This is a genomic window from Pseudomonas sp. IzPS59 (genome assembly GCF_014863505.1).
Lineage (GTDB): Bacteria > Pseudomonadota > Gammaproteobacteria > Pseudomonadales > Pseudomonadaceae > Aquipseudomonas > Aquipseudomonas kribbensis.
Window position 1 is genome coordinate 1,553,565 of the sequence record NZ_CP062251.1, and the last position, 23,566, is coordinate 1,577,130.

A 23,566-nucleotide genomic window follows, 5' to 3' on the forward strand; every position below is an offset into this window, starting at 1 on the left:
ATATGAACCCTCTGCGGTTGAAAGGTCATTTACCGTTTGCGCTCTGGATTTACCGCGGTGTGGTGGCTTCCAATCGGTCAAAGCCTTGATGGGAAAACCGTGCGCATGGATCATTCCTTTGAGCAAACTGTATTTTTTGTCGCTGGAGAGAATGAAGAGTAGAGAGGGATACGGTATCTGCAATCAACGGTGTGTTTCTGAATTGTTCTTTGCCGGACGAGCAGCAGACCTCAAACCCCAGACACAAAAAAACCGGCCATCAAGGCCGGTTTTTTCTGTTTGCGCATTCCCCGTCAAACCACGACGCAGGACATGAATTCGATTGGAGCGGGTGAAGGGAATCGAACCCTCGTTATCAGCTTGGGAAGCTGGAGTAATGCCATTATACGACACCCGCTCAGAGCGGCTGACTTTGTACCAGACTCGGCCACGGATTTGAAGTTTTCTTTGCGTGTGGCGAGCGGAAAAGCCTGAATCAGAGCCGGATCGGTCAATCGCGGGCAAGCGTTGCGGGCTGGAGGACGGCTATATCTCAGACCCGTAGGCTTGCTCGCGACGACACTGTTTCAAACGGCCAATGCATGGTGATCCTGAGTAAACGGGTGACGCGTTCGGCTGATAGGCTGCTGTGCAGGTTTCAGGAAGCCGAGCAGGGCGTTCTGGCTGTCCCGGCAAGCGGACTTGTGTTCCATGTCGAGGAAGTGCCCGGTGGCCTGCAGGGTGGTGAAGGTACTTTGCGCCACGTGGTTGCCGAACAGCCGGGCGTCTTCGGCGGCGGTGTATTCGTCCCATTCGCCATTCATGAACAGCACCGGCACGTTGATCTTCTTCGCCGCGTTCAGATAGCACTGGCGATCACTGTTCAGCACGTTGCTGATGTGAAAGTGCATCTGCCCGTATTCGTGTTCGGCGAGGCTGCTGACGTGGCGATAGTTGAAGCGCTTGAACAGCGACGGCAGGTGCTTGCCGATGGTGTTGTTGACCAGATGGCCGACCCGGTCGCCGTCGCGTTTGCCGAGGCATTCGACGCCGCGCTCGAGGTAATCGAGCATGTGCGCGTTGACCACCGGAGAGAACGAGCTGATCACGGCTTTTTCGATGCGCCGGGGCTGGTGCGCGAGGGCGACCATGGTCGCGGCGCCACCCCAGGAAAACGACAAAACATGTTCGGCGGCGAAGTGGTCGATCAGCTCCAGCAGGATCAGGCCTTCGACTTCTTTCGTCAGATGTTTCTCGTGGCGATTGTGAATTTTCGACCTGCCCGCGTAGGGCTGGTCGTAGCAAACCACGTTGAATTGCGGGTGCAGATTTTTCACGGTCTGTGCAAACGACGCAGTCGTGGCCATCGAGCCGTTGACCAGAATAATGGTCTTTTCCGCGGCGTCTGCGCGATAGAACTCCGTGTAAACCCGATACTGACCCTGTATATCCAGCACAGCGATTTCTGGCCTCATGTCATAAGACTCCTGGCAAGCGGGTATGCGCGCAAATAGAGATTGCACGAGCTTTGTGACAGGTAGGCATACGCCTGGAATTTTGGAGCCCATGTCGATCCGGAACGGCAGGTCGACGGGTATTGTTATTGGCGGGCAATCTGCCGGCTGAGGCGGAGCCCTGAGGGCTCTCTACCGGCAAAAGGTTTCTTAGAAGTTATGTGTGACTCATCGGTCACAATTTGGCCGACGTCCTGATTCAAGCAGGGGGATCCGGATCGCGCAAGTGCCGTTGGTAAATTGTTCGACAACTTCTGCTGAGCGGTCGGCGGCTTAGAACAAATGGATCTCTTCGGTGCGCAGGGCGCGGTATTCGCCTGGTTTTAGCGCGTTATCCAGGTGCAGCAGGCCCATGGATTCGCGGTGCAGGCGCAGCACTTTGTTGTTGAAGTGTCCGAACATGCGCTTCACCTGATGGTAGCGACCTTCGACGATGCTCAGACGCGCCGTTCGCGGTCCAAGCACTTCCAGCTGCGCCGGTTGCGTGGTCAGGTCCTCGAAGGCGAAGTAGATCCCTTCGGCGAACTTGACCGCATATTCCGGGCCGATTTCCTGTTCGGTCTCGACGTAATAGACCTTCGGCATTTTGGTCTGCGGCTGGGTCAGACGCCGCGACCAGGTGCCATCGTTGGTGATCAGCATCAGACCGGTGGTGTTGAAATCCAGGCGCCCGGCAATGTGCAGGTCATCCTTGTCCGGCTCATGGATCAGGTCGAGCACGGTCGGATGCTCGGGATCGCGCGTCGCGCTGACGCAGCCCTGGGGTTTGTGCAGCATGAAGTAGCGCGCCGGTTTCCCCGTTTGCAGCACTTCGTCGTCGACTTCGACGCGGCTGAATTCCAAGACTTCGCTGTGGGGATCGCTGACGACTTTTCCGTCAATGCGCACGCGCTTTTCCACCAGCAACAGGCGAACCTGCTTACGGTTGTAGCGGGGCAGGTTACTGAGGAAACGGTCGACGCGCATGATCAGGAATCGGCAGGAAGCGGGGCGCGCATCTTACGGGATCGATGGCTTGGCCGCTTGCAGTTGCGCCTCGACCCGGGCGCAACGCGGGCACAGGCAGGACTTGTCGCGCAGGTCCGCTGGCAGCGCTTCGAGCACTGCCGGGTCAATGGACACGCCGTAGCACCAGCAGGCGCGGTCGGCGGTGCGCGGATCGGCCAGGGCGCAGTCGTTGCGGGCGCCGCAGGCCGGGCAGAGGTCAGGTTTGTTCATGAGGCTCAGGCATAGGTCGATTGATGCATTTCCACGCAGATGCGGTTGCGGCCGGTCTGTTTGGCCCGGTACATCGCATGATCGGCCCGGGACAGCAGGCTGTGCAAGGTGTCATCCCGTTGCAGAGTGGTGGCGCCGATGCTGACCGTCAGATTCAGGGTGTGACCGTTGTAGGCATATTCATGCTGTTCGACGTGCTGGCGGATCTTTTCGGCAATCTTCTGACCGGTCTCGCCGTCGGTGTCCTTCAGCAGAACGATAAATTCCTCACCGCCCCAACGGCAGACGATGTCGGAATGCCGCAGGCAGCTTTGCAGGTCCCGGGCAAAACCGATCAGCACCTGATCGCCGGCCATGTGCCCGTAGGTGTCGTTCAACACCTTGAAGTGATCGAGATCCAGCAGCAGCGCCGTCAGCGGTTTCGGCTCGCGATGGGCTTCCTGCAAGGCCTGCCCGGCGAGCAGGTCGAAGCCCCGGCGGTTGGGCAGTTCGGTGAGGCTGTCGAGGGTGGCCTGAGCGTGGATCTTGTCCTGATAGCGTTTGATCAAGCGATTGACCAGCGCCAGCACGATCAACGTCACCAGCAGGCAGATCAGCAGGTTGAGGTACAGCGACTGGCGAATCTCGCTCAGGGCCCCGTCTTCGCGTTTATCGACGAACAGGTACCAGTTCAGCTCCGGAATAAACCGCACGTTGAGGAAATGTCCCTGGCCGTGGGCGGAATATTCGTAGCTGCCGCTGTGGGGTTTGGGTAACTGGCTGACCAGACCTTTCATGCTGTCGAGATCCGTCAGGCTTTTCCCGACCCGCGCACCTTCCGGCCCGCCTTCGGCGCCGGTCAGTACCAGTCGGCCGAAAGTGTCGACGAAGTAAACGCTGCGTTGATAACGCTGCTGGTACTTGTCGATCAGCTTGATGACCGCGTCCACGGTCAGTCCCACGCCAGCGGCGCCGATGAAGCGATCGTTGTAATCGAAGACCTTGTAGTTGATGAAGAAGGTCATGTTGTCTTTGTTGGCCAGATCCGGGTCGACGTTGATCTCGTAGGGATCTTTCATGTCGCGCACACGGAAGTACCAGGCGTCGCGCGGCTCGTCGATCTTCACCTGCTTGAGCACACCCTTGGCGTGGTAGTAGGTGTGACTGCTGTTGGAGACGAAGAACGCGGTGTAAGCGCCGTAGTGGGTCATGACCTCGTCGAGGTAGCGGATCATCTGATCGCTGTCTTTCTCGCCGTTCACCACCCAGTCGCGCATGAAGGTGTCGCGAGACATCATCGAGGAAATCAGGATCGGTCTGACAAGGTCTTTCTGGATTTCCGAATAGACGGTGTCGGAAGTCAGCGGCAGTTCGGTGTTGACGATGTTGTCGCGGATCGAGGCGCGCGAGGCGTAGTAGCTGAGCAGCGAGGTGGCGAGGAAGCCTGCGCCGAGGAGGGCGACCAGCGTCAATACCAGCGAACGTTGGGAGTAAAACGCAGATCTGAGCGGCATTGGCAATTCCGTTGACGGTGGCCCGATGGCAGCATTCTAGTGGCAGTGACGGGGAAAAGGTTGCGGCATATTTGCCTGAAATGAGCAGCCTGTTGCGCCGCTGATCCGACGGGCGATGGAAGTTGGCACTCGGCAGCGGTCAGCCAGTCAAAACTGTTGTCAGCCGGTCTGTGCCGACTGCTGTCACAGGTCTTCCAGGAGGCCGTCATGAGAACTGCAAAATTGCTGCGTCGGGTGCTGCTGGGAGCAGTGCTCGGTCTGGGGCTGTCCGGCTGTTATTACTACGGTGGCGGCTACGACGTTTACTCCGCGCCTTATTACTATCCAGGCTATTACTCGCCCTATTACTACGGTGGCTACTACGGCCCGCGCTATTACGGTGGCGCCCGTTACTACTATGGCGGTTACGGGTATCGAGGCTACGGGCGAGGTTATCGCGGCGGCTATCACGGCTGGCATCACTGATCGGTGGCTGAGTGCGGCGTCGTTTTCGTGAACAAGGTTTCATCAATCACATGTTTCAAGTTGTTACAGAAACGCACCAGATTCCGAAAACGCTGTCAGATATTTCGTCAGTCGCCGAATGAAAGACTGACGCCTGCCAGCGTCGCTGGTGTGGCTACCCGCGGTCCAGGAGGCCGCCATGTATCGCCGAATTCTTCTGCTTGCCGCGTTGCTTTTTTCCGTTGCCGGTTGCGTCCCTTATTCCTACGGAGACAGCTATTACAGGTCAGAGGTCTACACATCCCCCGCACCGGCTTACTACACAGGTGGCGGCACTTATTACAGCGGTGGCAGCACCTATTACTCGGCCCCGCGTTACTACCAGCCAGCACCACGCTATTACCAACCGGCGCCACGTTATTACTCGGCGCCCCGGTACTACCAACCGGCCCCGCGCTACTACGAGAGCCGCCGCTGGCACGGCGATGATCGTGGACGCTGGGATGGCCACCGTCGTGGTGGCTGGGACGATCACCGCGGTCGTGGTAACCATGACCGTGGCGATCACTGGCGCGGTAACCGCTGGTAACCCTCCGCAAAAAAGCGGCGCATTGAGCGCCGCTTTTTTATGCCCGGATTTCAGTAACTGGAGAGATCCGCCAACGGATGCCGCCCCTCCCAGACCTTGTGAAAGTGCGCCTCGACCACCGCGTCCGGCACCCGTGTGATGTCCGGCCAATGCCAGTGCGGTTTGTGATCCTTGTCGATCAGTCGCGCGCGAACCCCTTCGCTGAACTCCGGATGCCGGCAGCAATTGAGGCTCAGGGTGTATTCCATCTGAAAGACTTCGGCCAGTGACAAGTGGCGGGCGCGGACGATCTGTTCCCAGACCAGATGCGCGGTCAGTGGTGAACCTTCGCTCATGGTTTTCGCCGCCCGGGCAATCAACAGGTCGTTGCTGTCCCGTTGCAGGCTGATGGCTTTCCAGGCGCAGGTCACGTCGCTGACATCCAGCAGATCATCGATTGCCTGACGACGCGGCAGCCATTGCGCCTCAGGCATTTGCGCCACAGCTTCCTGCTGCAAAGCCTTCAGCAAGCTGTTGAGCTGCATCGCGGTCTGTTCCTGCCAGTTCAATTGCAACAGGCCATCGATCAGTTCCTGTTGCTGTTCGTCGAGCAGGAAGCGGTCGGCCAGATCCAGGTCCAGCGCGTCACGACCGTTCATGTGCGCGCCGGTCAGGCCCAGGAACAAACCGAGCTTGCCTGGCAGGCGCGACAGGAACCAACTGGCACCGACATCCGGGTATAGGCCGATGCTGATTTCCGGCATCGCCAGTCGACTGCTTGGCGTGACGATCCGGATGTGTGCGCCTTGCAAAAGGCCCATGCCGCCGCCGAGCACATAACCATGGCCCCAGCAGATCAACGGTTTCGGGTAGGTGTGGAGGCTGTAGTCGAGACGGTATTCCGCGCTGAAAAACTGCGCGGCCAGCGGCGGTACTTCGCCGGGATGGGCGCGGCAGGCTTCCACCAGGCTGCGCACTTCGCCGCCGGCACAGAAGGCCTTGGCGCCGTTGCCGCGCAGCAGCACGCAGACGATTTGCGGATCCTTGGCCCAGGCGTTCAGTCTGTCGCTCAGGGCGTGGATCATCGGCAGGGACAGCGCGTTGAGCGACTTTTCGGCATCCAGAGTGGCCATGCCGATACGCGCGCCGTCGGTGCCGGTCAGTTCTTCGAAGTGCAGATTCATCGTGACCTCGATCGGGAATTTGAACGATCAGTATGATCGCTGTGTGGGAAAGTGCCGGATCTGCGTCAGATCAATTGACAAGCGTGGTCGGCTTTCCTAGGGTTCGCCCCATTGTTTTTGCCGGGTATGACCATGACTGCTGACGACCGTATCAAACTCGAACCGAGCTGGAAGGAGGCACTGCGTGCCGAATTCGACCAGCCCTACATGGCAGAGTTGCGCAATTTTCTGCAGCAGGAGCGGGCGGCCGGCAAGGAAATCTATCCGCCGGGCCCGCTGATTTTCAACGCGTTGAATTCCACCCCGCTGGACAAGGTAAAAGTGGTCATCCTCGGCCAGGACCCGTACCACGGTCCGGGCCAGGCCCACGGCTTGTGCTTCTCGGTGCAGCCGGGCGTGCCGGCGCCGCCGTCGCTGGTCAACATCTACAAAGAGTTGAAACGCGACCTGAACATCGACATCCCCAACCATGGCTATCTGCAGAGCTGGGCCGATCAGGGCGTGTTGATGCTCAACACCACCATGACCGTCGAGCGCGCCAATGCCAACGCGCACAAGGACAAGGGCTGGCAGTTTTTCACTGACCGGATCATCGAAGTGGTCAGCCAGCGGCAGCCGCATCTGGTGTTCATGCTCTGGGGGGCCCATGCCCAGAGCAAGCAGAAGCTGATCGACGCCACCAAGCATCTGGTACTGACTTCGGTGCATCCGTCGCCGCTGTCGGCCTATCGCGGCTTCCTCGGCTGCGGGCACTTCAGCCGCACCAACAAGTTCCTGGAGCAGAACGGTGAAGCGCCGATCGAGTGGCGCCTGCCGTCGGTGGTCTGAAATTCAGGGCTGGCGGCTAATCTCGTTCCCACGCTCCGCGTGGGAACGATCACTAACCGGATCAGGCTTCGGGATTACGGTTCCAGTATTTGAACAACGGTTCCGCCAGAAACAACACGAACAACAGCCGCATCACCTGCATCGCCGTCACCAGCGGCACCGACAGTTGCAGGGTTTCCGCCGTCAGGCTCATCTCGGCGATTCCGCCGGGCATCATGCCCAGGGTCAGCGAACGCAGATCCAGATGGGTCATCGCACTCAACCCCAACGCCGCCAGGGTTGCGATCAGCATGGTCAGCGCCGTGCCGATCAACGTACGCCCCATGAACGACGGCGCGCGACGGAAAAACTGCCGATTGAAGTGACAGCCCAGTCCGCTGCCGATCAGCCACTGACCAATCTGGCTGCCGCCGTTGGGCAGGCCGATATGCAGATCCCAACCGATGCTCACCGCCGCGCTGACCAGCAACGGCCCGAACAGCCATGGATTGGGCTGGCGCAAACGTTGCCAGAGCCAGGCGAGCAAACCACCCGCCGGAAACAGAATCGCCAGCCAGCGCCAATCGACGCTGCCGGCGTGAGAAATCGGGGCGCCATCGCCCAGCAGATATTTGAATGCCGCCGGCACACACAGCACCACCACCAGCACCCGCAGGCTTTGCCCCGCCGCGACATGGCTGAGCATCGCGCCGTTGCGTGCGCCGAGGTTGACCATCTCGCCGGAGCCGCCGGGCATGCTGGAGAAAAACGCCGTGGCGCGATCCTCGCCGGTGCGGCGCATCAGCCACACGCCGACTACCGCCGACAGGCTGGTGACCAGCGCGCCGAAGAAGATCAGGCCGAAGTGGCTCAGCACCTGCTCCATCACCAGCGGGGTGAAGTGCAGGCCGATGCCGATCCCGACAATCCACTGGCCGCACTTGCGGCCGCCAGGGATTTCGGTGAGTTGCCACGGGGTCAGGCAGCGCACCAGGATGATCGCCAGCAACGAGCCGACCATCCACGGCAGCGGCCAGCCGATCTGGCTGGCGATGAAACCGCCAAGCAGACCGACCAGCGGGGTTCCCCACCAGGTTTTGAAGGACCGATCAAACATCGGCGATTGCGCGTCGGGCGACCGAACGTTTGCGCCAGATCCGCAGCAGCGGCATCAGCAACATGATCGCGGTCAGCACCCAGACGCCGAAGGTGATCGGGCTCGACCAGAGGATTTCCAGCGCACCGTTGGAGATCGACAGCGCACGACGCAGGTTCTGCTCCATCAGGCCACCGAGGATGAACCCCAGCAGGACCGGCGACAGCGGGAAGTCCAGCTTGCGCAGGATGTAGCCGAATATGCCGATGCCGACCATCAGGAACAGGTCGAACGTGGTGGCATGCACGGCGTACACGCCGATCCCGGTAATGATCGCGATCACCGGCACCAGCGCCCAGTTCGGCACGGCGAGGATGCGGGTGAAGATGCGGATCATCGGGATGTTCAGGATCACCAGCATGATGTTGGCGATGAACAGCGAGGCGATCAGGCCCCAGACGATGTCCGGTTGTTGCTGGAACAGCAGCGGGCCCGGAGTGATGTTGTACAGCGACAGCGCGCCGATCATCACCGCCGTGGTGCCCGAACCCGGAACACCGAGGGTCAGCATCGGCACCAGCGCGCCGCAGGCGGATGCGCCGATGGCGGTTTCCGGGGCGGCGAGACCGCGCTTGTCACCTTCACCGAATTTACCGTCGGCACCGGCGATGCGTTTCTCGGTCATGTAGGCCACGGCACTGGCCAGAGTCGCGCCGGCGCCCGGCAATACGCCCATGATGAAACCGAGCAGGCCGCAACGGATGTTCACCACGAACACCGACGCCGCTTCCTTGAAGTTGAACATCATCCGCCCGGTGGCTTTCACTGCTTCCTGGCCGCGATGGGTTTTCTCCAGCAGCAGAAGGATTTCGCTGATCGAGAACAGGCCCAGCACCAGCACCACGAACTGAATGCCGTCGGTCAGGTGGATGTTGTCGCCGGTAAAACGGTACACGCCGCTGTTGGCGTCGATGCCGACGCTGGACAGGAACAGGCCGATCAACGCTGCAATGAACGTCTTCAGCGGTCGGTCACCGGCCATGCCGCCGAGGCAGACAATCGCGAACACCATCAGTACGAAATATTCCGCCGGCCCGAAGGCAATCGCCCATTTCGCCAGCAGCGGGGCGAACAGCACCATGCCGCAAGTGGCGATGAACGCACCGATGAACGAGCTCCACGCCGACAGCGACAGCGCGACCCCGGCCAGACCCTGGCGCGCCATCGGGTAGCCGTCGAGGGTGGTCATCACGGTGGAGGCTTCGCCGGGAATGTTCAGCAGGATCGAACTGATCCGGCCGCCGTATTCGCAGCCCAGGTACACCGCCGCGAGCAGGATCAGCGCCGACTCCGGCGGCAGGCCAAGGGCGAAGGCGATCGGAATCAGCAACGCCACACCATTGATCGGGCCCAGGCCCGGCAACAGGCCGACCACGGTGCCGATCAGCGTACCGGTCAGCGCCGTGACCAGGTTGTACGGGCTCAGCGCGACGCCGAAGCCCTGTCCCAAATATCCGAGCGTATCCATATCAGTTCTCCAGAACGTCGAGCAGGCCGAGGGGCAGCGGTACGTCCATCAGACGGTCGAACAGCAGGTACAGACCGATGGCCATCAGCGTGGTCACCACGATGCTGGGCAACCATCGGCCGCCGTACAGGCGCGCCATCGGGATGCCGATCAGGCAACTGCTGAGGATGAAACCCAGCGGCTCGAACAGACCGGCGAACACCAGCAGCAACAGCACGCAGATGCTGATCTTGGTCAGGGTTTCGCGGTCCAGCGGCGGCTCGTCTTCGCTGTGTTTGATCGGTGCCGGGCGAAACACCATGTACAGCAGCGCCAGGCTCATCAGGCCGAGCATCAGCAGAGGAAACGCCCGCGGGCCGACCGGCTCGTAGGAAAACGCAGCCTGATAGGGCCAGGCCATCAGTGCCAGGCCGGCACAGGCCAGCAGCAACACCGAGGCAAAAATGCGTTGAATCAGCATGAGGAACTCCTGGGCCATGGCCTCGATGCGCGAGGCCATGGCCGCTAGACAGAGACGATCACTGGATCAGGCCGAACTCTTTGGCCAGCACTTTGTAATCCGCGACTTGCTTCTTCACGTAGGTGTCCAGCTCCGGGCCGGTCATGGCGAACGGGAACAGTTCACGCTGATCGCGCAGCTTGGCGAACTCTTCGGAAGCCAGCAGTTTGTCGAAGGCGCCTTTCCACCAGGCGTAGTCTTCATCGCTGACTTTCGGCCCGAGGTAGAAGCCGCGAACCACCGGCCAGACGATGTCGTAGCCTTGCTCGCGAGCGGTCGGGATGCCTTTCATTTCCGGCTCGTCCAGACGGTTTTCAGCGAACACGGCCAGCAGGCGCATGTCACCGCTCTGGATGTGCGGCATGGAGTCGGAGATGTCGGTGCTGCCGACCTGGATGTGGCCGCCGAGCAGGGCGGTGGCGATCTCTCCGCCACCTTCGAGGGCGACGTAACGCAGGTCGCGCGGGTTGATCCCGGCGGCTTTGGCGATCAGTGCGGTCTGCATCCAGTCCTGGCTGCCGACGGTGCCGCCGGAACCGATGACCACGGCGCTCGGATCTTTTTTCAGTGCCTGAACGAGATCATCAAGGGTTTTGTAGGGCGAATCGCTTTTCACCGCGATGGCACCGTAGCTCGTGCCGACCGCCGCCAGCCAGCGCACATTGGTTTCATCGAAACGGCCGAACTTGCCCTGCGCCAGGTTCAACAGCGAGCCGCTGGACCAGGCCACCAGCGTACCCGCGTCCGCCGGGCGCTGCGCCACAACGGCGTTGTAAGCCACCGCGCCGACACCGCCGGGCATGTAGGTCACGCGCATCGGTTTGGTCAGCAGTTTTTCGTTGACCAGCGCGCTTTGCGCCAGTTTGCAGGTCAGGTCGAAACCGCCGCCGGGGGAGGCCGGGGCGATGCATTCCGGACGTTTCGGTTCAGCCATCAGTTGACCGGCGAACAGCATGACGCCAGCGGCCAGAGCGACTTTACGCAGTGATAAGTTCATCTATGTCTCCTTGGGAGTTGTTGTTATGGACGTACTGAATTACCAAAGGGCAACGCTATAGCTCACCAGCAGACGCACTTCATCGGCATCGCGAGCGGAGTAGTTGGAACGGTAAGTGGCATTACGCAAACGCACGGCAACGTCCTTCAGGGCGCCGCTTTGTACTACATATTTGATCTCGGTGTTGCGCTCCCACTCCTTGCCTTCATCGCCGTTCTTGAGCTTGATGTTGTCACCGCTCAGGTAGCGGCTCATGAAGCTCAGGCCGGGGATGCCAAGGCGTGCGAAGTCGAAGTCGTAGCGCGCCTGCCACGAGCGTTCTTCAGCGCCGGCGAAGTCGTTGATCTGCACGAAGTTGACCAGGTACGGGTCGCTGCCATCGACATAGGGGAAGGCGCTGTCGCCGGACATGTGCTGATAACCGGCGGTGAACTTGTGGCCGCTCAGGGCATAACTGACCAGACCGTTGAGGGAGCGGTTGTCGATCTTGCCGCCACGGGCTGCGCCTTGATCGTCACTGACGGCGAAACGCAGGTCGGTGGCGAAGGTTCCCGGGCCCATCGGCCGCGACGCGACCAGTCCGAAGAAGTGCTGGTTGTAGACGTCATCGAGCTGGGCGAAGTGGTAGCTGCCGGTGATCTTGTCGGTGAACTTGTAGTCCACGCCGGCAAAGTCGAAGTGCTTGCCGGCGACGGTGCCGGCGAAACGGCCGTTCTTGTTGTTGAGGGCAATGTCCTCGAAATCGGTGCTGTCGCGGTCCTTGGCCTTGTCCAGGCGTCCGCCGGTGAAGGTCAGGTTCTTGATCTCTTTGGAGGTCAGCAAACCACCTTCGAAAGTCTGCGGCAGGATGCGCCCGTCGTTCGGCTTGAGGATCGGCAGTTCGGGAATCAGGCTGCCGATTTTCAGTTCGGTGGCGGAGATCTTCACTTTGCCGGTCAGGCCGACCTTGGAGTATTCGTTTGCCGCGCGCCCGTCATCGTGGGTCGGCAACAGGCCGGTGCCGGTGCGGTCCGGGCTTGAATCGAGCTTGACCCCCAACATGCCCAACGCATCGACACCGAACCCCACGGTGCCGTCGGTATAACCCGATTGCAGATTGAGCATGAAACCCTGGGCCCACTCGTCGCGCTTGGACTGTTGGGCGCTGGTGCCGTCGCGGAAGTCGCGGTTGAAATACATGTTGCGGGTTTCGAAGGTGGCGGAACTGTCTTCGATGAAATCGGCGTAGCTCATCGGTGCAAAACCGGCGAGGGCGGCGGCACTGGCAAGGGCGGTGTGGCTGAAACGGGAAGGACGGACAGGCGTAGGAGCCTTGGTCTGCAAGGACGGCATGCGGGGTGTACTCCGTTTATTGTTCTTATTGGTCGAAAACGCTTCGAGGCGTTTTTCGTATCGCTGTGTGGCAGCAGCGACGGAAGCCGAAACATTCCGTAACCCGACTCTATCGGCCAAACCTTTCGCTAACCTTTCAGCGGGTTTTAACGCGTTTTCGGGCTTCACAGTGGCGGTTGCGGCTGTAAACTCCGCGGCAAAGAATGGCGCCGGCCATCCCTGAATGAGGTAGAGATCCATGCGTGTTCTGCTCGTCGAAGACCATCTGCAACTGGCCGAAAGCGTCGCCCAGGCGCTCAAGAGCACCGGTCTGACCGTGGACGTGCTGCACGATGGCGTGGCCGCCGACCTCGCGCTGGGCAGCGAGGAATACGCGATGGCGATCCTCGATGTCGGCCTGCCGCGCATGGACGGATTCGAAGTGCTGGCGCGCCTGCGGGCCCGGGGCAAGAATCTGCCGGTGCTGATGCTGACGGCCCGTAGTGACGTCAAGGATCGGGTCCACGGGCTCAACCTCGGCGCCGACGATTATCTGGCCAAACCGTTCGAACTGACTGAGCTTGAGGCTCGGGTCAAAGCCCTGCTGCGTCGCAGTGTGCTCGGCGGTGAACGCATCCAGCGCTGTGGCGTGCTGGCCTATGACCTGGAGACCCGGCGCTTCACCCTCGGCGAAGAATTGCTCACCCTGACGTCCCGCGAACAGGCGGTGCTTGAGGCCTTGATCGCGCGTCCGGGGCGGGTGATGAGCAAGGAGCAACTAGCGTCGCAAGTATTCGGGCTCGACGAAGAAGCCAGCCCCGACGCCATCGAAATCTATGTGCATCGCTTGCGCAAGAAACTCGACGGTCATGCAGTGGCCATCGTGACCTTCCGAGGCCTGGGCTACCTGCTGGAAAGCCGCGATGCATAAGCCCAGCAGTCTGCGCTGGCGGTTACTGTGGAACCTCGCGCTGTTGCTCGTGGTGTTGATGCTGGCCAGCGGCCTGAGCGCTTACTGGAACGGTCGCGAAGCTGCTGACACCGCTTATGACCGCACACTGCTGGCGTCGGCACGGACCATTGCCGCCGGCCTTTCGCAGCGGGACGGCAGCCTCAGTGCCGACGTGCCTTACGTGGCGCTCGATACCTTCGCCTACGACAGCGCGGGGCGCATCTATTACCAGGTCAACGACATTCACCAGAAGCTGATTTCCGGTTACGAAAACCTGCCGGGCCCGCCGCCGGGAACGCCGAGAACCGACAGCTATCCGGCACTCGCGCGCTTTTACAACGCCACGTATCAGGGCCAGAACGTGCGCGTCGTCAGTCTGTTGAAAGCGGTGACCGAGCCGAACATGAACGGCATGGCGGAAATCCGTGTCGCCGAGACCGACGAGGCACGCGTCAGCATGGCCCGCAGTCTGGCGGCCGATACTTTGTTGCGGCTGGGCATGTTGGCAATCGGCGCATTGCTGCTGGTGTGGTTTGCCGTCAGCGCTGCATTGCGTCCGATCGAGCGTTTGCGCACCGCGGTCGAAGAGCGTCAGCCCGACGATCTGCGGCCCTTGCCGTTGGTGGAGGTGCAGCACGAATTGTGGCCGTTGGTGCGGGCGCTCAATCACTTTACCGAGCGCTTGCGCGGGCAGTTCGAGCGGCAGGCGCAATTCATCGCCGATGCGGCCCACGAACTGCGCACGCCGCTGGCGGCGCTCAAGGCGCGTCTTGAATTGGGGTTGCGCTCGAGCGAGCCGCAGACCTGGCGCGACACGCTGGAATCATCGGCACAAAGCACCGATCGCCTGACCCATCTGGCCAACCAGTTGCTGTCGCTGGCCCGGGTGGAAAACGGCGCCCGGGCGATTGCCGAGGGTGGCGCGCAGTTGCTCGATCTGAGCCAGTTGGCGCGGGAGCTGGGCATGGCTATGGCGCCGCTGGCTCATGCGCGCGGCGTGGCGTTGGCACTGGAAGCGGACGAACCGGTCTGGCTGCGCGGCGAGCCGACCTTGCTCAACGAGTTGCTGAGCAATCTGGTGGACAACGCGCTGGCCCACACGCCGTCGGGGGGCAACGTGATTTTGCGAGTGAAGTCGCCGGCGGTGCTGGAGGTTGAAGACGACGGCCCGGGCATTCCCCAGGATGAGCGTGACCGGGTGTTCGAGCGTTTTTACCGGCGAAATCAGCAGGTCGCCGGTTCCGGGCTGGGTCTGGCGATTGTCGGGGAAATCTGCCGCGCGCATCTGGCGCAGATCACGCTGCATGATGGCGAGCAGGCGGGGTTGAAGGTGCGGGTGAGTTTTATCGCGGGTTGAGACTCAGTAGAACATCGACCGCGATTCTTCCAGATCCGCGCACAACACCTTGTTGTCGATGTCGATCCCGAGCTTGCGAAAGGCCGGCACGCTGAGCGGGTCGATCCGGGCGAGGGGATGATCGCTGTCCTTGTGGCAATACAGGCTGGCCACTTGCACCAGATCCACGTAATCGACCTGGGGCGATTCGCGTTTCAGATCCTGATACAGCCCCGGCAACTCCACGAGGCGCTCGGGGAATTCCCAGACCCGCAGCAACTTGTCGCCGATCAGCGGATGAATGTGGTCGATCACATGATTGAGGCTGACGGGGTCCGACAGCAGTTCGTAATGGTCTTCGGCGTAGGTCAGGATCGGCAGCACGCCAATCTGATGCACCAGTCCGCCCAGCGCAGCCTGGTCGGGCTTGAGCTGGGTATAGCGGCGGCACAGGGCATAGCTGACCCCGGCGATTTCCAGACTCTTGCGCCAGACTTCGCGCATTTTCTGTTCCACTACCTCGGAGCGGGCGTGGAAGATCTGCTCCATCACCAGACCGATCGCCAGGTTACTGCTGTAGTTGACGCCCAGCCGGGTGATCGCGGTGTGCAGGTCGGTGACTTCCTGGGTGGCGCGCAGCAGCGGGCTGTTGACCACTTTGATCAGGCGCGCCGACAGCGCCGTGTCACGGCCGATCACTTTGCTCAGGTCGCTGACGCTGATATCCGGGTCTTCGGCGGCCTTGCGAATCTGCAGGGCCACTTCCGGTAACGTTGGCAGAACCAGGTCATCGTTATCGATGGCCTCAACCAAATCCTGTTGGACCTTATCCGCCAGATCACTCATGTCATTTCTCTAGGGTGTTGCAACAAATGCTGCGATCAACGCTGGATTTCGCGGTCGCGATCCAGTTCGTAAGGCAGGTCGAGCAAGTGCAGCGCCGGACCTTCGGCCGTGCCCAGATGCAAATCGCCTGCGTCGGCAGCTTCGGCCTGCAACACCGCCAGCAGTTCAATATTTTTCTCGGCGCGGGCGGCCAGTACCACTTCGCCGATGGAACTGCCGTGGCTCGGGGCGAACAGCGGGGTGCCCGGTTCCGGCAATTCACTGGCGTCCAGTTGCACGCGGTACAGGCGACGCTTCAGCTTGCCCAGATACTGCATGCGCGCAACGATTTCCTGGCCGGTGTAGCAGCCTTTCTTGAAGCTGACACCGCCGACGGCCTGCAGATTGAGCATCTGCGGGATGAACAGTTCGCGGGTGCTCGGCATGACCTGGCCGATACCGGCACGGATCTGGCCCAGCAGCCATTGATTGAGTTCGGCTTCGGTCAATTGCGCAGACAGCTTGCCTTTGATGGCGTCGGCCTGATCGGCTGGCGCCCAGAGTTCGGCACGGTCGGGGGAGACGCGAATCGCGATCAGCCCTTCGTGGCGAACCACGCTGTCGGTGTCCGACGGCAATTCCAGACCCAGGCTGCTCAGGGCTGCGTCCCCATGCTCCAGACCGAAGCGCACCCATGAGGCACTTTCGTCGGTCAATTTCGATTTGGAAAACACCGCGTACTTTTTCAGGTCCGCCAGTTGCGGCTCCAGCAACTCGCCGGCCATCGCCAGCAGCACACCGTCGCTCTCGAGCACAATGCGGAAACTCGACTGCATCCGGCCTTTCTGCGTGCAACGGGCGCCGAGGCTGGCCCGGTCGTCACTCAGGTAATTGATATTGCAGGTCAACTGGCCTTGCAGGAATTTGCCGGCATCCGCGCCGCGAACCGCGAGAACGCCTTCATGAGAAAGGGTGCAGAAAAAAGCAGAATCGGCCATGGGTCATCGCAGGGTAAATAGACTGGGGCACATCATAAGGGGGTGGTGTTGAAATGGGTAGTTCATAAAGGATCGGTGGTGCCCGACCAAAGCCGACTGTTCGACCCGTCTCGGGCCTGTATACTTGCGGCCTATTTGAGGAGCGCTCCATGGTCGAACAAGTTGAACTGAATCGCCTCTTTTGGCACAGCCGCCGCGGCATGCTCGAGCTTGACGTGTTGCTGGTGCCGTTCGTGAAAGAGGTCTACTCGAATCTGAACGAGGTGGACCGCGCGCTGTATGTCCGCCTGCTGGAATGCGAGGATCAGGACATGTTCGGCTGGTTCATGGAGCGCAGCGAATCCGAGGATCCCGAGCTGCAACGCATGGTTCGCATGATTCTGGATCGTGTCCAGCCCAAGTAACACGTTCGAATGCCGCTGGCAGGCCTCACGGCAGTTGCTGGCGGCGTATCTCCTGGCCCAGGCGTTCGCCCTGTGCGCCCTGTTTCTGCTTGTCATCCCTTTCTGGGTCAGTCTGCTCGGTGGTGTCGCTTGCCTGATCCATGCGGCCTGGGTGTTGCCCCGCCAGATTCTGCTGAGTCATCCCAAGGCATTCTGCGGATTGCGCCGCGACGCCGATGGCTGGCAATTGTGGAATCAGGCCGATGGCTGGCAGCCGGTGCAGTTGCGCCCGGACAGCCTGGCGCTGCCACTGATCGTGGTGCTGCGCTTTCGGTTGCGCGGCGAGCGTCGGGTCAGGTCGATCTGCGTGCCCCGGGATGCGCAGGCGGCGGATCTGCACCGACGCCTGCGTGTGCGGCTCAAGTTCAGCCGGCGTAGGTGGGCGGCACCAGAATAGTGTCGAGGGCCTCGGGCAGCAGATCCGGGTAATCGAGGGTGTAATGCAGGCCTCGGCTCTCCTTGCGCTCCATGGCTGAGCGGATCATCAATTCCGCCACTTGGGCCAGATTGCGCAACTCGATCAGGTCGCGGCTGACCTTATAGTTGCTGTAGAACTCGTCGATTTCGTCCAGCAGCAGGCGCACGCGATGTTGTGCCCGTTGCAGACGTTTGTTGGTGCGCACGATGCCGACGTAGTCCCACATGAAACGCCGCAGCTCATCCCAGTTGTGCGCGATGATCACGTCTTCGTCGGAGTCGGTTACCTGGCTCGCATCCCAGGCTGGCAGGGCACGAGGGATGGCGACGTCGGACAGTTGTTCGAGAATATCCGCGGCTGCCGAACGGGCATAAACGAAGCACTCCAGCAGCGAGTTGCTGGCCATGCGGTTGGCGCCGTGCAGGCCGGTGAAGCTGGTTTCGCCGATGGCGTACAGTCCTGGCACGTCGGTGCGGCCCTGTTGGTCAACCATGACGCCGCCGCAGGTGTAGTGCGCCGCCGGGACGACCGGGATCGGCTGCTTGGTGATATCGATGCCGAATCCGAGGCAGCGCTCGTAGACGGTCGGAAAGTGCGATTTGATGAAGGCTTCGGGCTTGTGGCTGATGTCGAGATAGACGCAATCGACACCCAGACGCTTCATCTCATGGTCGATGGCCCGGGCGACGATGTCCCGTGGCGCCAGTTCGGCGCGTGGGTCGAAACGCTGCATGAAGCGTTCGCCGTTGGGCAACTTCAAATGTGCGCCTTCACCGCGCAGGGCTTCGGTCACCAGGAAACTCTTGGCCTGCGGGTGATAGAGGCAGGTGGGGTGGAACTGATTGAACTCCAGGTTCGCTACCCGGCAACCCGAACGCCAGGCCATGGCGATGCCGTCACCGCAGGCGCCATCGGGGTTGCTGGTATAGAGGTAGACCTTGGCGGCACCGCCGGAAGCCAGAATCACGAATCGGGCGCCGTAGGTATCGACTTCGCCAGTCTTGCGATTGAGCACGTAGGCGCCGAGGCAGCGGTCGCCGTCCAGGCCCAGGCGGCGTTCGGTAATCAGGTCCACCGCGACCCGCTGCTCCAGCAGTTCGATGTTCGAACGCTGTTTGGCCTGGCTCAGCAAGGTTGTGAAGATCGCGGCGCCGGTGGCATCGGCGGCGTGGATGATGCGGCGATGGCTGTGGCCGCCTTCGCGGGTGAGATGGAATTCGAATCCGCCGTCTTCAGTCCCGGACTGTTCATCACGGGTGAAGGGTACGCCCTGGTCGATCAGCCACTGGATCGCCTCTTTGCTGTGCTCGACGGTGAAACGCACCGCATCTTCATGGCACAGACCGCCGCCGGCATTGAGGGTGTCATCGACGTGGGATTCGACGGTGTCTGTGTCGTCCAGCACGGCCGCCACGCCACCCTGGGCCCAATAAGTCGAACCGTTGGCAAGATCGCCCTTGCTCAGTACGGCGATGCGCAAGTGACCGGGCAGGGTCAGCGCGAGACTCAAACCGGCAGCGCCGCTGCCAATCACCAGAACATCGTGTTGAAACTGTTGGCTCATTTCAGGATTCCGCTCAATGCGACCCGGGTCGGGGTTGGCGCAAGACAGGCGGATGGGCGAGTCGAGACAGCCACACAGCCCACTAGTATATAGAGGGGTGGGGCGGCACAATAGCCGGGTGGATATGGCATTGTGAAACTACTGTGACGGTCAAATGCCGACACTTTGTCGGAAGATTTTTCCGCCGGTTTTGGGAAAAAGCGACTGTATCGCAGATGAAACATGCTTTTTCCGCTCACGGTTGCCCAATGTCGGCGTGGCCCGTCTATAAATATTTGGAACTTTTGCCAGAGGCCCAAGATCAATAGACAGTTGCCCGAAACAAGGGACAGTGTCGGCTTCAATGCAGAACCTGCGGTTGGGTTCTAGCCGGTGAGCCGATGAAAAGATTATTCGCGCAGCCGGTTTATCCCGCGCTGCGTTTTTCGTGCGTGCCAAATCAGAGCCCGCAGGAAACTTGCTTGGAGGGGGAGAACTTTTGCGAAAAGCCCGAGTCTATGTTTGCAAGTCCGGTCGTTTAGTCATGCAAGCTTCCTCCGAGTTTATCGAGGAGTGTTCATGCTAACCCAGGAAGAGGATCAGCAGCTGGTCGAGCGCGTTCAGCGCGGTGACAAGCGAGCTTTCGATCTGCTCGTGTTGAAGTATCAACACAAAATTCTCGGGTTGATCGTGCGTTTCGTGCACGACACCCATGAAGCCCAGGATGTTGCTCAAGAAGCCTTTATCAAGGCTTACCGGGCACTAGGAAATTTTCGCGGAGACAGTGCGTTTTATACGTGGCTTTACCGCATCGCCATCAACACGGCGAAAAACTATCTGGTTTCACGCGGCCGCCGGCCGCCGGATAGCGATGTCAGTTCCGAAGATGCAGAGTTCTATGACGGCGATCACGGCCTGAAGGATCTCGAATCTCCTGAACGCGCATTGCTGCGGGATGAGATCGAAGGCACTGTCCATCGAACCATTCAGCAACTGCCAGAAGATTTGCGCACGGCATTAACTTTGCGCGAATTCGACGGTCTAAGTTACGAGGACATCGCGAGCGTCATGCAATGTCCGGTTGGTACCGTGCGCTCCCGGATTTTCCGCGCCCGGGAGGCCATCGATAAAGCCCTGCAGCCGTTGTTGCAGGAAAACTAAAGACAGCGGCGACAGCCAAGAGAGGAACGCCATGAGTCGGGAAGCCCTGCAGGAATCGCTGTCCGCAGTGATGGATAACGAAGCGGACGAACTGGAATTGCGTCGAGTGCTCAACGCACTGGATGATGTTGAAACCCGCGAAACCTGGGCTCGTTACCAGATCGCTCGGGCAGCCATGCACAAGGATCTGCTGCTCCCACGCCTGGATCTCGCTGCGGCAGTGTCTGCTGCGCTGGAAGATGAAGCCACTCCAGCCAAAGTGTCCCGCGGTCCATGGCGCAGCCTGGGTCGTCTGGCCGTTGCAGCCTCGGTGACCGTTGCAGTTCTGGCAGGCGTTCGTCTGTATAACCATGACGAAATTGCCGGTGTCGAACTGGCGCAGCAGTCCAATCAGCCAGCGCTGGCGACTCCTCAGGTCAAGGGGCCGGCTGTACTGGCAGGCTACAATGAGAGTTCTGAAGCCACTGGTCCTATGGCCAATGGTGTGCTGCAAGGCCAGCCAGGCTGGCACGATCAGCGTTTGCCGGGTTACCTGCGTCAACATGCTCAGCAAGCTGCGCTGAAAGGTACTGAAAGCGCACTGCCTTATGCACGAGCAGCCAGTCTGGAAAACCGTTAAGGAGGATCATGCGCGCCATACCTCTACTTTCGCTTCTGCTCAGTGGCTGGTTCATCGTTCCAGCCCAAGCCGATGAGGCCCAGGATTGGCTGACCCGCCTGGGCCAGGCCGAGCAGCAGCAAAGCTTCCACGGCACATTCGTTTACGAGCGTAACGGTAGTTTTTCTACCCACAGCATCTGGCATCGCGTCCAGAACGGGCAGGTTCGCGAGCGGTTGCTCCAGCTCGACGGTTCGGCACAGGAAGTCGTACGCATTGATGGACATACTCAATGCGTCAGCGGAACCCTGATTGCGGGGCTGGGAGATTCTCCAAATTCTGCCGCTCGTCCACTCGATCCACAGAAGCTGAAGAATTGGTATGAGCTTGCCGTGATCGGCAAGTCGCGTGTGGCCGGGCGTGACGCGGTAATCGTATCGCTGACGCCACGGGATCAGTATCGCTACGGATTCGAACTGCACCTGGACAAGGAAACGGGATTGCCACTCAAGTCGTTGCTGCTCAACGACAAGGGCCAGTTGCTCGAGCGGTTCCAGTTCACTCGACTCGATACTGCCGAGGTTCCATCCGACAAGGATCTTCAGGCAGCCTCCGACTGCAAGCCTGTCAACCTCGACAGTGACAAGGCTTCAGCCGTCAAGACCGCACAGGTCTGGCGATCCGACTGGTTGCCGCCGGGTTTTGAACTCACCAGCAGTTCCTCGCACAAGGACCCAGACACCAAGACCCAGGTCAACAGTCTGCTGTATGACGATGGTCTGGCGCGTTTCTCGGTGTTCCTGGAACCACTGAACGGTGCCGTCGTCACGGATACCCGCACTCAATTGGGTCCAACGGTTGCCGTATCCCGCCGTCTGACGACGCCCCAGGGCGAGATGATGGTGACGGTGGTCGGCGAAATTCCAATCGGTACTGCCGAACGGATTGCCTTGTCGATACGCAACGATGGCGCTGCAACCAGCAAGCAGTGAGCTGATTTCAGCAGTTTCCACTTCGTGTTCGAGACATGAAATGTTTGCTGAGCATTTTCATTTGCAAATAATCCGAAAATTTTTTATAGGTCAGAGCCTCACGGCTCTGGCCTTGTTTTGTTGTTCCCGGAACAAAAATGCCGGCCTGTAGTTCCCGGTGTTCCTTGCTCCATATCGCTTAACCCTGCTCGTCGTAACGGGAGCTGTATGTCGATACCAAGCTTGAAGTCTTATCTCTCCATTGTCGCCACCGTGCTGGTGCTCGGTCAGGCTGTTCCTGCAGTCCAGGCGGCTGATGCGGCCAGTCCGGTCAATCTGCCGGATTTCACCCAGCTGGTCGAACAGGCCTCGCCTGCGGTGGTGAACATCAGTACCACGCAAAAGCTGCCGGATCGCAAAGTGAACCAGCAGATGCCTGATCTGGAAGGCTTGCCACCGATGCTGCGCGAGTTCTTCGAACGGGGCATGCCGCCGCAACAGCGTTCGCCGCGTGGTGATCGCCAGCGTGAAGCGCAGTCGCTGGGGTCGGGCTTCATCATCTCGCCCGACGGCTACATCCTGACCAACAACCACGTGATTGCCGATGCTGACGAAATCCTCGTTCGTCTGGCCGATCGCAGTGAAATGAAAGCCAAGCTGATCGGCACCGACCCGCGCTCCGACGTGGCCCTGCTGAAAATCGAAGGCAAGGATCTGCCGGTACTCAAACTCGGCAAATCCCAGGATCTGAAAGCAGGGCAGTGGGTGGTCGCGATCGGCTCGCCGTTCGGCTTCGATCACACGGTGACCCAGGGCATCGTCAGCGCCGTTGGCCGCAGCCTGCCAAACGAAAACTACGTGCCGTTCATCCAGACCGACGTGCCGATCAACCCGGGTAACTCCGGTGGTCCGCTGTTCAACCTGAATGGTGAAGTGGTGGGGATCAACTCGCAGATCTACACCCGCTCCGGTGGCTTCATGGGCGTCTCCTTCGCCATCCCGATCGACGTTGCCATGGATGTATCCAATCAGCTGAAAAGCGGTGGCAAGGTCAGCCGCGGCTGGCTGGGCGTGGTCATCCAGGAAGTGAACAAGGATCTGGCCGAGTCGTTCGGTCTGGAAAAACCGGCCGGTGCGCTGGTGGCTCAGATCCAGGATGACGGCCCGGCTGCCAAGGGTGGTCTGCAAGTGGGTGACGTGATTCTGAGCATGAATGGTCAGCCGATTGTCATGTCCGCAGACCTTCCTCATCTGGTCGGTGCACTGAAGGCTGGCGCCAAGGCCAATCTGGAAGTGATTCGTGAAGGCAAGCGCAAGAATATCGAGCTGACCGTCGGCGCGATTCCGGATGAAGACAAGGAGCTGGATGCCCTGCCGAAATCCGGTGTCGAGACCAACAGCAATCGCCTCGGTGTTTCGGTCGCTGAACTGTCTGCCGAACAGAAGAAAACCTACGACCTCAAGGGGGGTGTGGTGATCAAGGACGTGCAGGACGGTCCAGCCGCCCTGATCGGCCTGCAGCCAGGCGATATCATTACTCACTTGAACAACCAGGCCATCAGCTCGGCCAAAGAGTTCTCCGAGATCGCGAAGGCGCTGCCGAAGAATCGCTCCGTGTCGATGCGGGTTCTGCGTCAGGGTCGTGCCAGCTTCATTACATTCAAGCTGGCTGAATGATCCAGT

24 protein-coding genes and 1 tRNA gene are annotated in these 23,566 nt (G+C 60.4%); 11 read left to right on the forward strand and 14 right to left on the reverse strand.

Annotated features, from left to right (window positions below; genetic code table 11):
* Window positions 1-323: 323 nt before the first annotated feature.
* The 5 genes from IF189_RS06980 to IF189_RS07000 form a co-directional block, all read right to left on the reverse strand.
* Window positions 324-397 (reverse strand) — tRNA-Gly (locus IF189_RS06980).
* A gap of 169 nt (window positions 398-566) precedes the next feature.
* Window positions 567-1,454: an alpha/beta fold hydrolase gene (locus IF189_RS06985; protein WP_085710215.1), complete on the reverse strand. Its 888-nt coding sequence runs from the start codon at window positions 1,452-1,454 to the stop codon at window positions 567-569.
* A gap of 312 nt (window positions 1,455-1,766) precedes the next feature.
* Window positions 1,767-2,459: a pseudouridine synthase gene (locus tag IF189_RS06990; RefSeq protein ID WP_192553044.1), complete on the reverse strand. Its 693-nt coding sequence runs from the start codon at window positions 2,457-2,459 to the stop codon at window positions 1,767-1,769.
* A 33-nt stretch (window positions 2,460-2,492) separates the two neighbouring features.
* On the reverse strand, window positions 2,493-2,711 hold the full coding sequence (locus IF189_RS06995) for a cysteine-rich CWC family protein (RefSeq protein ID WP_192553045.1): 219 nt from the start codon (window positions 2,709-2,711) through the stop codon (window positions 2,493-2,495).
* Window positions 2,712-2,716: 5 nt separating this feature from the next.
* Entirely contained in the window at window positions 2,717-4,204 is a 1,488-nt protein-coding gene (locus tag IF189_RS07000) for a sensor domain-containing diguanylate cyclase (RefSeq protein ID WP_134825780.1), read from the reverse strand.
* A 207-nt stretch (window positions 4,205-4,411) separates the two neighbouring features.
* Between IF189_RS07000 and IF189_RS07005 the strand changes: the two genes are divergently transcribed.
* Window positions 4,412-4,669 (forward strand): hypothetical protein, encoded by a 258-nt coding sequence (locus tag IF189_RS07005; protein WP_192553046.1) that lies wholly within the window; start codon window positions 4,412-4,414, stop codon window positions 4,667-4,669.
* Between the two features lie 178 nt (window positions 4,670-4,847).
* Entirely contained in the window at window positions 4,848-5,237 is a 390-nt protein-coding gene (locus IF189_RS07010; protein WP_085710220.1) for a hypothetical protein, read from the forward strand.
* A gap of 50 nt (window positions 5,238-5,287) precedes the next feature.
* Here IF189_RS07010 and IF189_RS07015 read toward each other — a convergent pair whose 3' ends face one another.
* Window positions 5,288-6,400, reverse strand: coding sequence for an enoyl-CoA hydratase/isomerase family protein (locus tag IF189_RS07015; RefSeq protein WP_192553047.1), 1,113 nt, complete (start codon window positions 6,398-6,400; stop codon window positions 5,288-5,290).
* 132 nt (window positions 6,401-6,532) lie between these two features.
* Here IF189_RS07015 and ung point away from each other — a divergent pair, with 132 nt between their 5' ends.
* Window positions 6,533-7,228: a uracil-DNA glycosylase gene (ung, locus tag IF189_RS07020; RefSeq protein WP_192553048.1), complete on the forward strand. Its 696-nt coding sequence runs from the start codon at window positions 6,533-6,535 to the stop codon at window positions 7,226-7,228.
* 61 nt (window positions 7,229-7,289) lie between these two features.
* Here the strand turns inward: ung and IF189_RS07025 are convergent, their stop codons facing one another.
* From IF189_RS07025 to IF189_RS07045, 5 genes are read right to left on the reverse strand one after another with little or no spacing between them, the layout of a single operon-like run.
* Window positions 7,290-8,324 (reverse strand): AbrB family transcriptional regulator, encoded by a 1,035-nt coding sequence (locus tag IF189_RS07025; RefSeq protein ID WP_085710225.1) that lies wholly within the window; start codon window positions 8,322-8,324, stop codon window positions 7,290-7,292.
* Window positions 8,317-9,831, reverse strand: coding sequence for a tripartite tricarboxylate transporter permease (locus tag IF189_RS07030; protein WP_085710226.1), 1,515 nt, complete (start codon window positions 9,829-9,831; stop codon window positions 8,317-8,319). The genes IF189_RS07025 and IF189_RS07030 overlap by 8 nt, the downstream gene beginning before the upstream one ends.
* Window position 9,832: 1 nt before the next feature.
* The gene (locus IF189_RS07035) at window positions 9,833-10,291 is read right to left on the reverse strand and encodes a tripartite tricarboxylate transporter TctB family protein (RefSeq protein WP_114886620.1); all 459 of its coding nucleotides are present in this window, start codon (window positions 10,289-10,291) and stop codon (window positions 9,833-9,835) included.
* Window positions 10,292-10,349: 58 nt separating this feature from the next.
* Entirely contained in the window at window positions 10,350-11,327 is a 978-nt protein-coding gene (locus IF189_RS07040; RefSeq protein ID WP_085710228.1) for a Bug family tripartite tricarboxylate transporter substrate binding protein, read from the reverse strand.
* A gap of 39 nt (window positions 11,328-11,366) precedes the next feature.
* Window positions 11,367-12,659, reverse strand: coding sequence for an OprD family porin (locus tag IF189_RS07045; protein WP_085710229.1), 1,293 nt, complete (start codon window positions 12,657-12,659; stop codon window positions 11,367-11,369).
* Window positions 12,660-12,897: 238 nt separating this feature from the next.
* Here IF189_RS07045 and IF189_RS07050 point away from each other — a divergent pair, with 238 nt between their 5' ends.
* Both IF189_RS07050 and IF189_RS07055 read left to right on the forward strand, forming a co-directional pair.
* On the forward strand, window positions 12,898-13,569 hold the full coding sequence (locus tag IF189_RS07050) for a response regulator (protein ID WP_085710230.1): 672 nt from the start codon (window positions 12,898-12,900) through the stop codon (window positions 13,567-13,569).
* The gene (locus tag IF189_RS07055; RefSeq protein ID WP_085729999.1) at window positions 13,562-14,947 is read left to right on the forward strand and encodes a sensor histidine kinase; all 1,386 of its coding nucleotides are present in this window, start codon (window positions 13,562-13,564) and stop codon (window positions 14,945-14,947) included. Before IF189_RS07050 ends, IF189_RS07055 begins: the two co-directional genes overlap by 8 nt.
* Before the next feature lie 3 nt (window positions 14,948-14,950).
* Here IF189_RS07055 and IF189_RS07060 read toward each other — a convergent pair whose 3' ends face one another.
* On the reverse strand, window positions 14,951-15,772 hold the full coding sequence (locus tag IF189_RS07060; protein WP_114881789.1) for an HDOD domain-containing protein: 822 nt from the start codon (window positions 15,770-15,772) through the stop codon (window positions 14,951-14,953).
* A 35-nt stretch (window positions 15,773-15,807) separates the two neighbouring features.
* Window positions 15,808-16,749 carry a YgfZ/GcvT domain-containing protein gene (locus IF189_RS07065; RefSeq protein WP_192553049.1) on the reverse strand — a complete coding sequence of 314 codons (942 nt, stop codon included), beginning with the start codon at window positions 16,747-16,749 and terminating at the stop codon, window positions 15,808-15,810.
* Window positions 16,750-16,898: 149 nt separating this feature from the next.
* Here IF189_RS07065 and IF189_RS07070 point away from each other — a divergent pair, with 149 nt between their 5' ends.
* Window positions 16,899-17,153 (forward strand): succinate dehydrogenase assembly factor 2, encoded by a 255-nt coding sequence (locus tag IF189_RS07070; RefSeq protein WP_065257636.1) that lies wholly within the window; start codon window positions 16,899-16,901, stop codon window positions 17,151-17,153.
* Window positions 17,137-17,589, forward strand: coding sequence for a protein YgfX (locus IF189_RS07075; RefSeq protein ID WP_134825786.1), 453 nt, complete (start codon window positions 17,137-17,139; stop codon window positions 17,587-17,589). The genes IF189_RS07070 and IF189_RS07075 overlap by 17 nt, the downstream gene beginning before the upstream one ends.
* On the opposite strand, the gene nadB is transcribed toward IF189_RS07075, so the two are convergent.
* Window positions 17,558-19,174 (reverse strand): L-aspartate oxidase, encoded by a 1,617-nt coding sequence (nadB, locus tag IF189_RS07080; RefSeq protein WP_192553050.1) that lies wholly within the window; start codon window positions 19,172-19,174, stop codon window positions 17,558-17,560. The two genes, IF189_RS07075 and nadB, sit on opposite strands and share 32 nt — an antisense overlap.
* A gap of 558 nt (window positions 19,175-19,732) precedes the next feature.
* Here nadB and rpoE point away from each other — a divergent pair.
* The 4 genes from rpoE to IF189_RS07100 all read left to right on the forward strand — a co-directional run bounded on the left by rpoE (window position 19,733) and on the right by IF189_RS07100 (window position 23,560).
* The gene (gene rpoE / locus IF189_RS07085) at window positions 19,733-20,314 is read left to right on the forward strand and encodes an RNA polymerase sigma factor RpoE (RefSeq protein ID WP_003172477.1); all 582 of its coding nucleotides are present in this window, start codon (window positions 19,733-19,735) and stop codon (window positions 20,312-20,314) included.
* A gap of 31 nt (window positions 20,315-20,345) precedes the next feature.
* On the forward strand, window positions 20,346-20,933 hold the full coding sequence (locus IF189_RS07090; protein WP_114881793.1) for a sigma-E factor negative regulatory protein: 588 nt from the start codon (window positions 20,346-20,348) through the stop codon (window positions 20,931-20,933).
* A gap of 8 nt (window positions 20,934-20,941) precedes the next feature.
* A complete protein-coding gene (locus IF189_RS07095; protein ID WP_192553051.1) occupies window positions 20,942-21,904 on the forward strand; it encodes a MucB/RseB C-terminal domain-containing protein in 963 nt (320 codons plus the stop codon).
* Window positions 21,905-22,111: 207 nt separating this feature from the next.
* A complete protein-coding gene (locus IF189_RS07100) occupies window positions 22,112-23,560 on the forward strand; it encodes a DegQ family serine endoprotease (protein ID WP_114881794.1) in 1,449 nt (482 codons plus the stop codon).
* The last annotated feature ends 6 nt before the right edge of the window (window positions 23,561-23,566 follow it).

Excerpts from the sequence above, each read along its gene's own strand:
- IF189_RS07005 (WP_192553046.1), top strand. The coding sequence starts at position 4,412 with ATGAGAACTGCAAAATTGCTGCGTCGGGTGCTGCTGGGAGCAGTGCTC.
- IF189_RS07050 (WP_085710230.1), top strand. The coding sequence starts at position 12,898 with ATGCGTGTTCTGCTCGTCGAAGACCATCTGCAACTGGCCGAAAGCGTC.
- IF189_RS07065 (WP_192553049.1), bottom strand. The coding sequence starts at position 16,749 with ATGGCCGATTCTGCTTTTTTCTGCACCCTTTCTCATGAAGGCGTTCTC.
- IF189_RS06990 (WP_192553044.1), bottom strand. The coding sequence starts at position 2,459 with ATGCGCGTCGACCGTTTCCTCAGTAACCTGCCCCGCTACAACCGTAAG.
- IF189_RS06985 (WP_085710215.1), bottom strand. The coding sequence starts at position 1,454 with ATGAGGCCAGAAATCGCTGTGCTGGATATACAGGGTCAGTATCGGGTT.
- rpoE (WP_003172477.1), top strand. The coding sequence starts at position 19,733 with ATGCTAACCCAGGAAGAGGATCAGCAGCTGGTCGAGCGCGTTCAGCGC.
- IF189_RS07055 (WP_085729999.1), top strand. The coding sequence starts at position 13,562 with ATGCATAAGCCCAGCAGTCTGCGCTGGCGGTTACTGTGGAACCTCGCG.
- IF189_RS07100 (WP_114881794.1), top strand. The coding sequence starts at position 22,112 with ATGTCGATACCAAGCTTGAAGTCTTATCTCTCCATTGTCGCCACCGTG.
- IF189_RS07015 (WP_192553047.1), bottom strand. The coding sequence starts at position 6,400 with ATGAATCTGCACTTCGAAGAACTGACCGGCACCGACGGCGCGCGTATC.
- IF189_RS07070 (WP_065257636.1), top strand. The coding sequence starts at position 16,899 with ATGGTCGAACAAGTTGAACTGAATCGCCTCTTTTGGCACAGCCGCCGC.
- IF189_RS07060 (WP_114881789.1), bottom strand. The coding sequence starts at position 15,772 with ATGAGTGATCTGGCGGATAAGGTCCAACAGGATTTGGTTGAGGCCATC.
- nadB (WP_192553050.1), bottom strand. The coding sequence starts at position 19,174 with ATGAGCCAACAGTTTCAACACGATGTTCTGGTGATTGGCAGCGGCGCT.
- IF189_RS07000 (WP_134825780.1), bottom strand. The coding sequence starts at position 4,204 with ATGCCGCTCAGATCTGCGTTTTACTCCCAACGTTCGCTGGTATTGACG.
- IF189_RS07010 (WP_085710220.1), top strand. The coding sequence starts at position 4,848 with ATGTATCGCCGAATTCTTCTGCTTGCCGCGTTGCTTTTTTCCGTTGCC.
- IF189_RS07035 (WP_114886620.1), bottom strand. The coding sequence starts at position 10,291 with ATGCTGATTCAACGCATTTTTGCCTCGGTGTTGCTGCTGGCCTGTGCC.
- IF189_RS06995 (WP_192553045.1), bottom strand. The coding sequence starts at position 2,711 with ATGAACAAACCTGACCTCTGCCCGGCCTGCGGCGCCCGCAACGACTGC.
- IF189_RS07090 (WP_114881793.1), top strand. The coding sequence starts at position 20,346 with ATGAGTCGGGAAGCCCTGCAGGAATCGCTGTCCGCAGTGATGGATAAC.
- IF189_RS07040 (WP_085710228.1), bottom strand. The coding sequence starts at position 11,327 with ATGAACTTATCACTGCGTAAAGTCGCTCTGGCCGCTGGCGTCATGCTG.
- ung (WP_192553048.1), top strand. The coding sequence starts at position 6,533 with ATGACTGCTGACGACCGTATCAAACTCGAACCGAGCTGGAAGGAGGCA.
- IF189_RS07045 (WP_085710229.1), bottom strand. The coding sequence starts at position 12,659 with ATGCCGTCCTTGCAGACCAAGGCTCCTACGCCTGTCCGTCCTTCCCGT.
- IF189_RS07025 (WP_085710225.1), bottom strand. The coding sequence starts at position 8,324 with ATGTTTGATCGGTCCTTCAAAACCTGGTGGGGAACCCCGCTGGTCGGT.
- IF189_RS07030 (WP_085710226.1), bottom strand. The coding sequence starts at position 9,831 with ATGGATACGCTCGGATATTTGGGACAGGGCTTCGGCGTCGCGCTGAGC.
- IF189_RS07095 (WP_192553051.1), top strand. The coding sequence starts at position 20,942 with ATGCGCGCCATACCTCTACTTTCGCTTCTGCTCAGTGGCTGGTTCATC.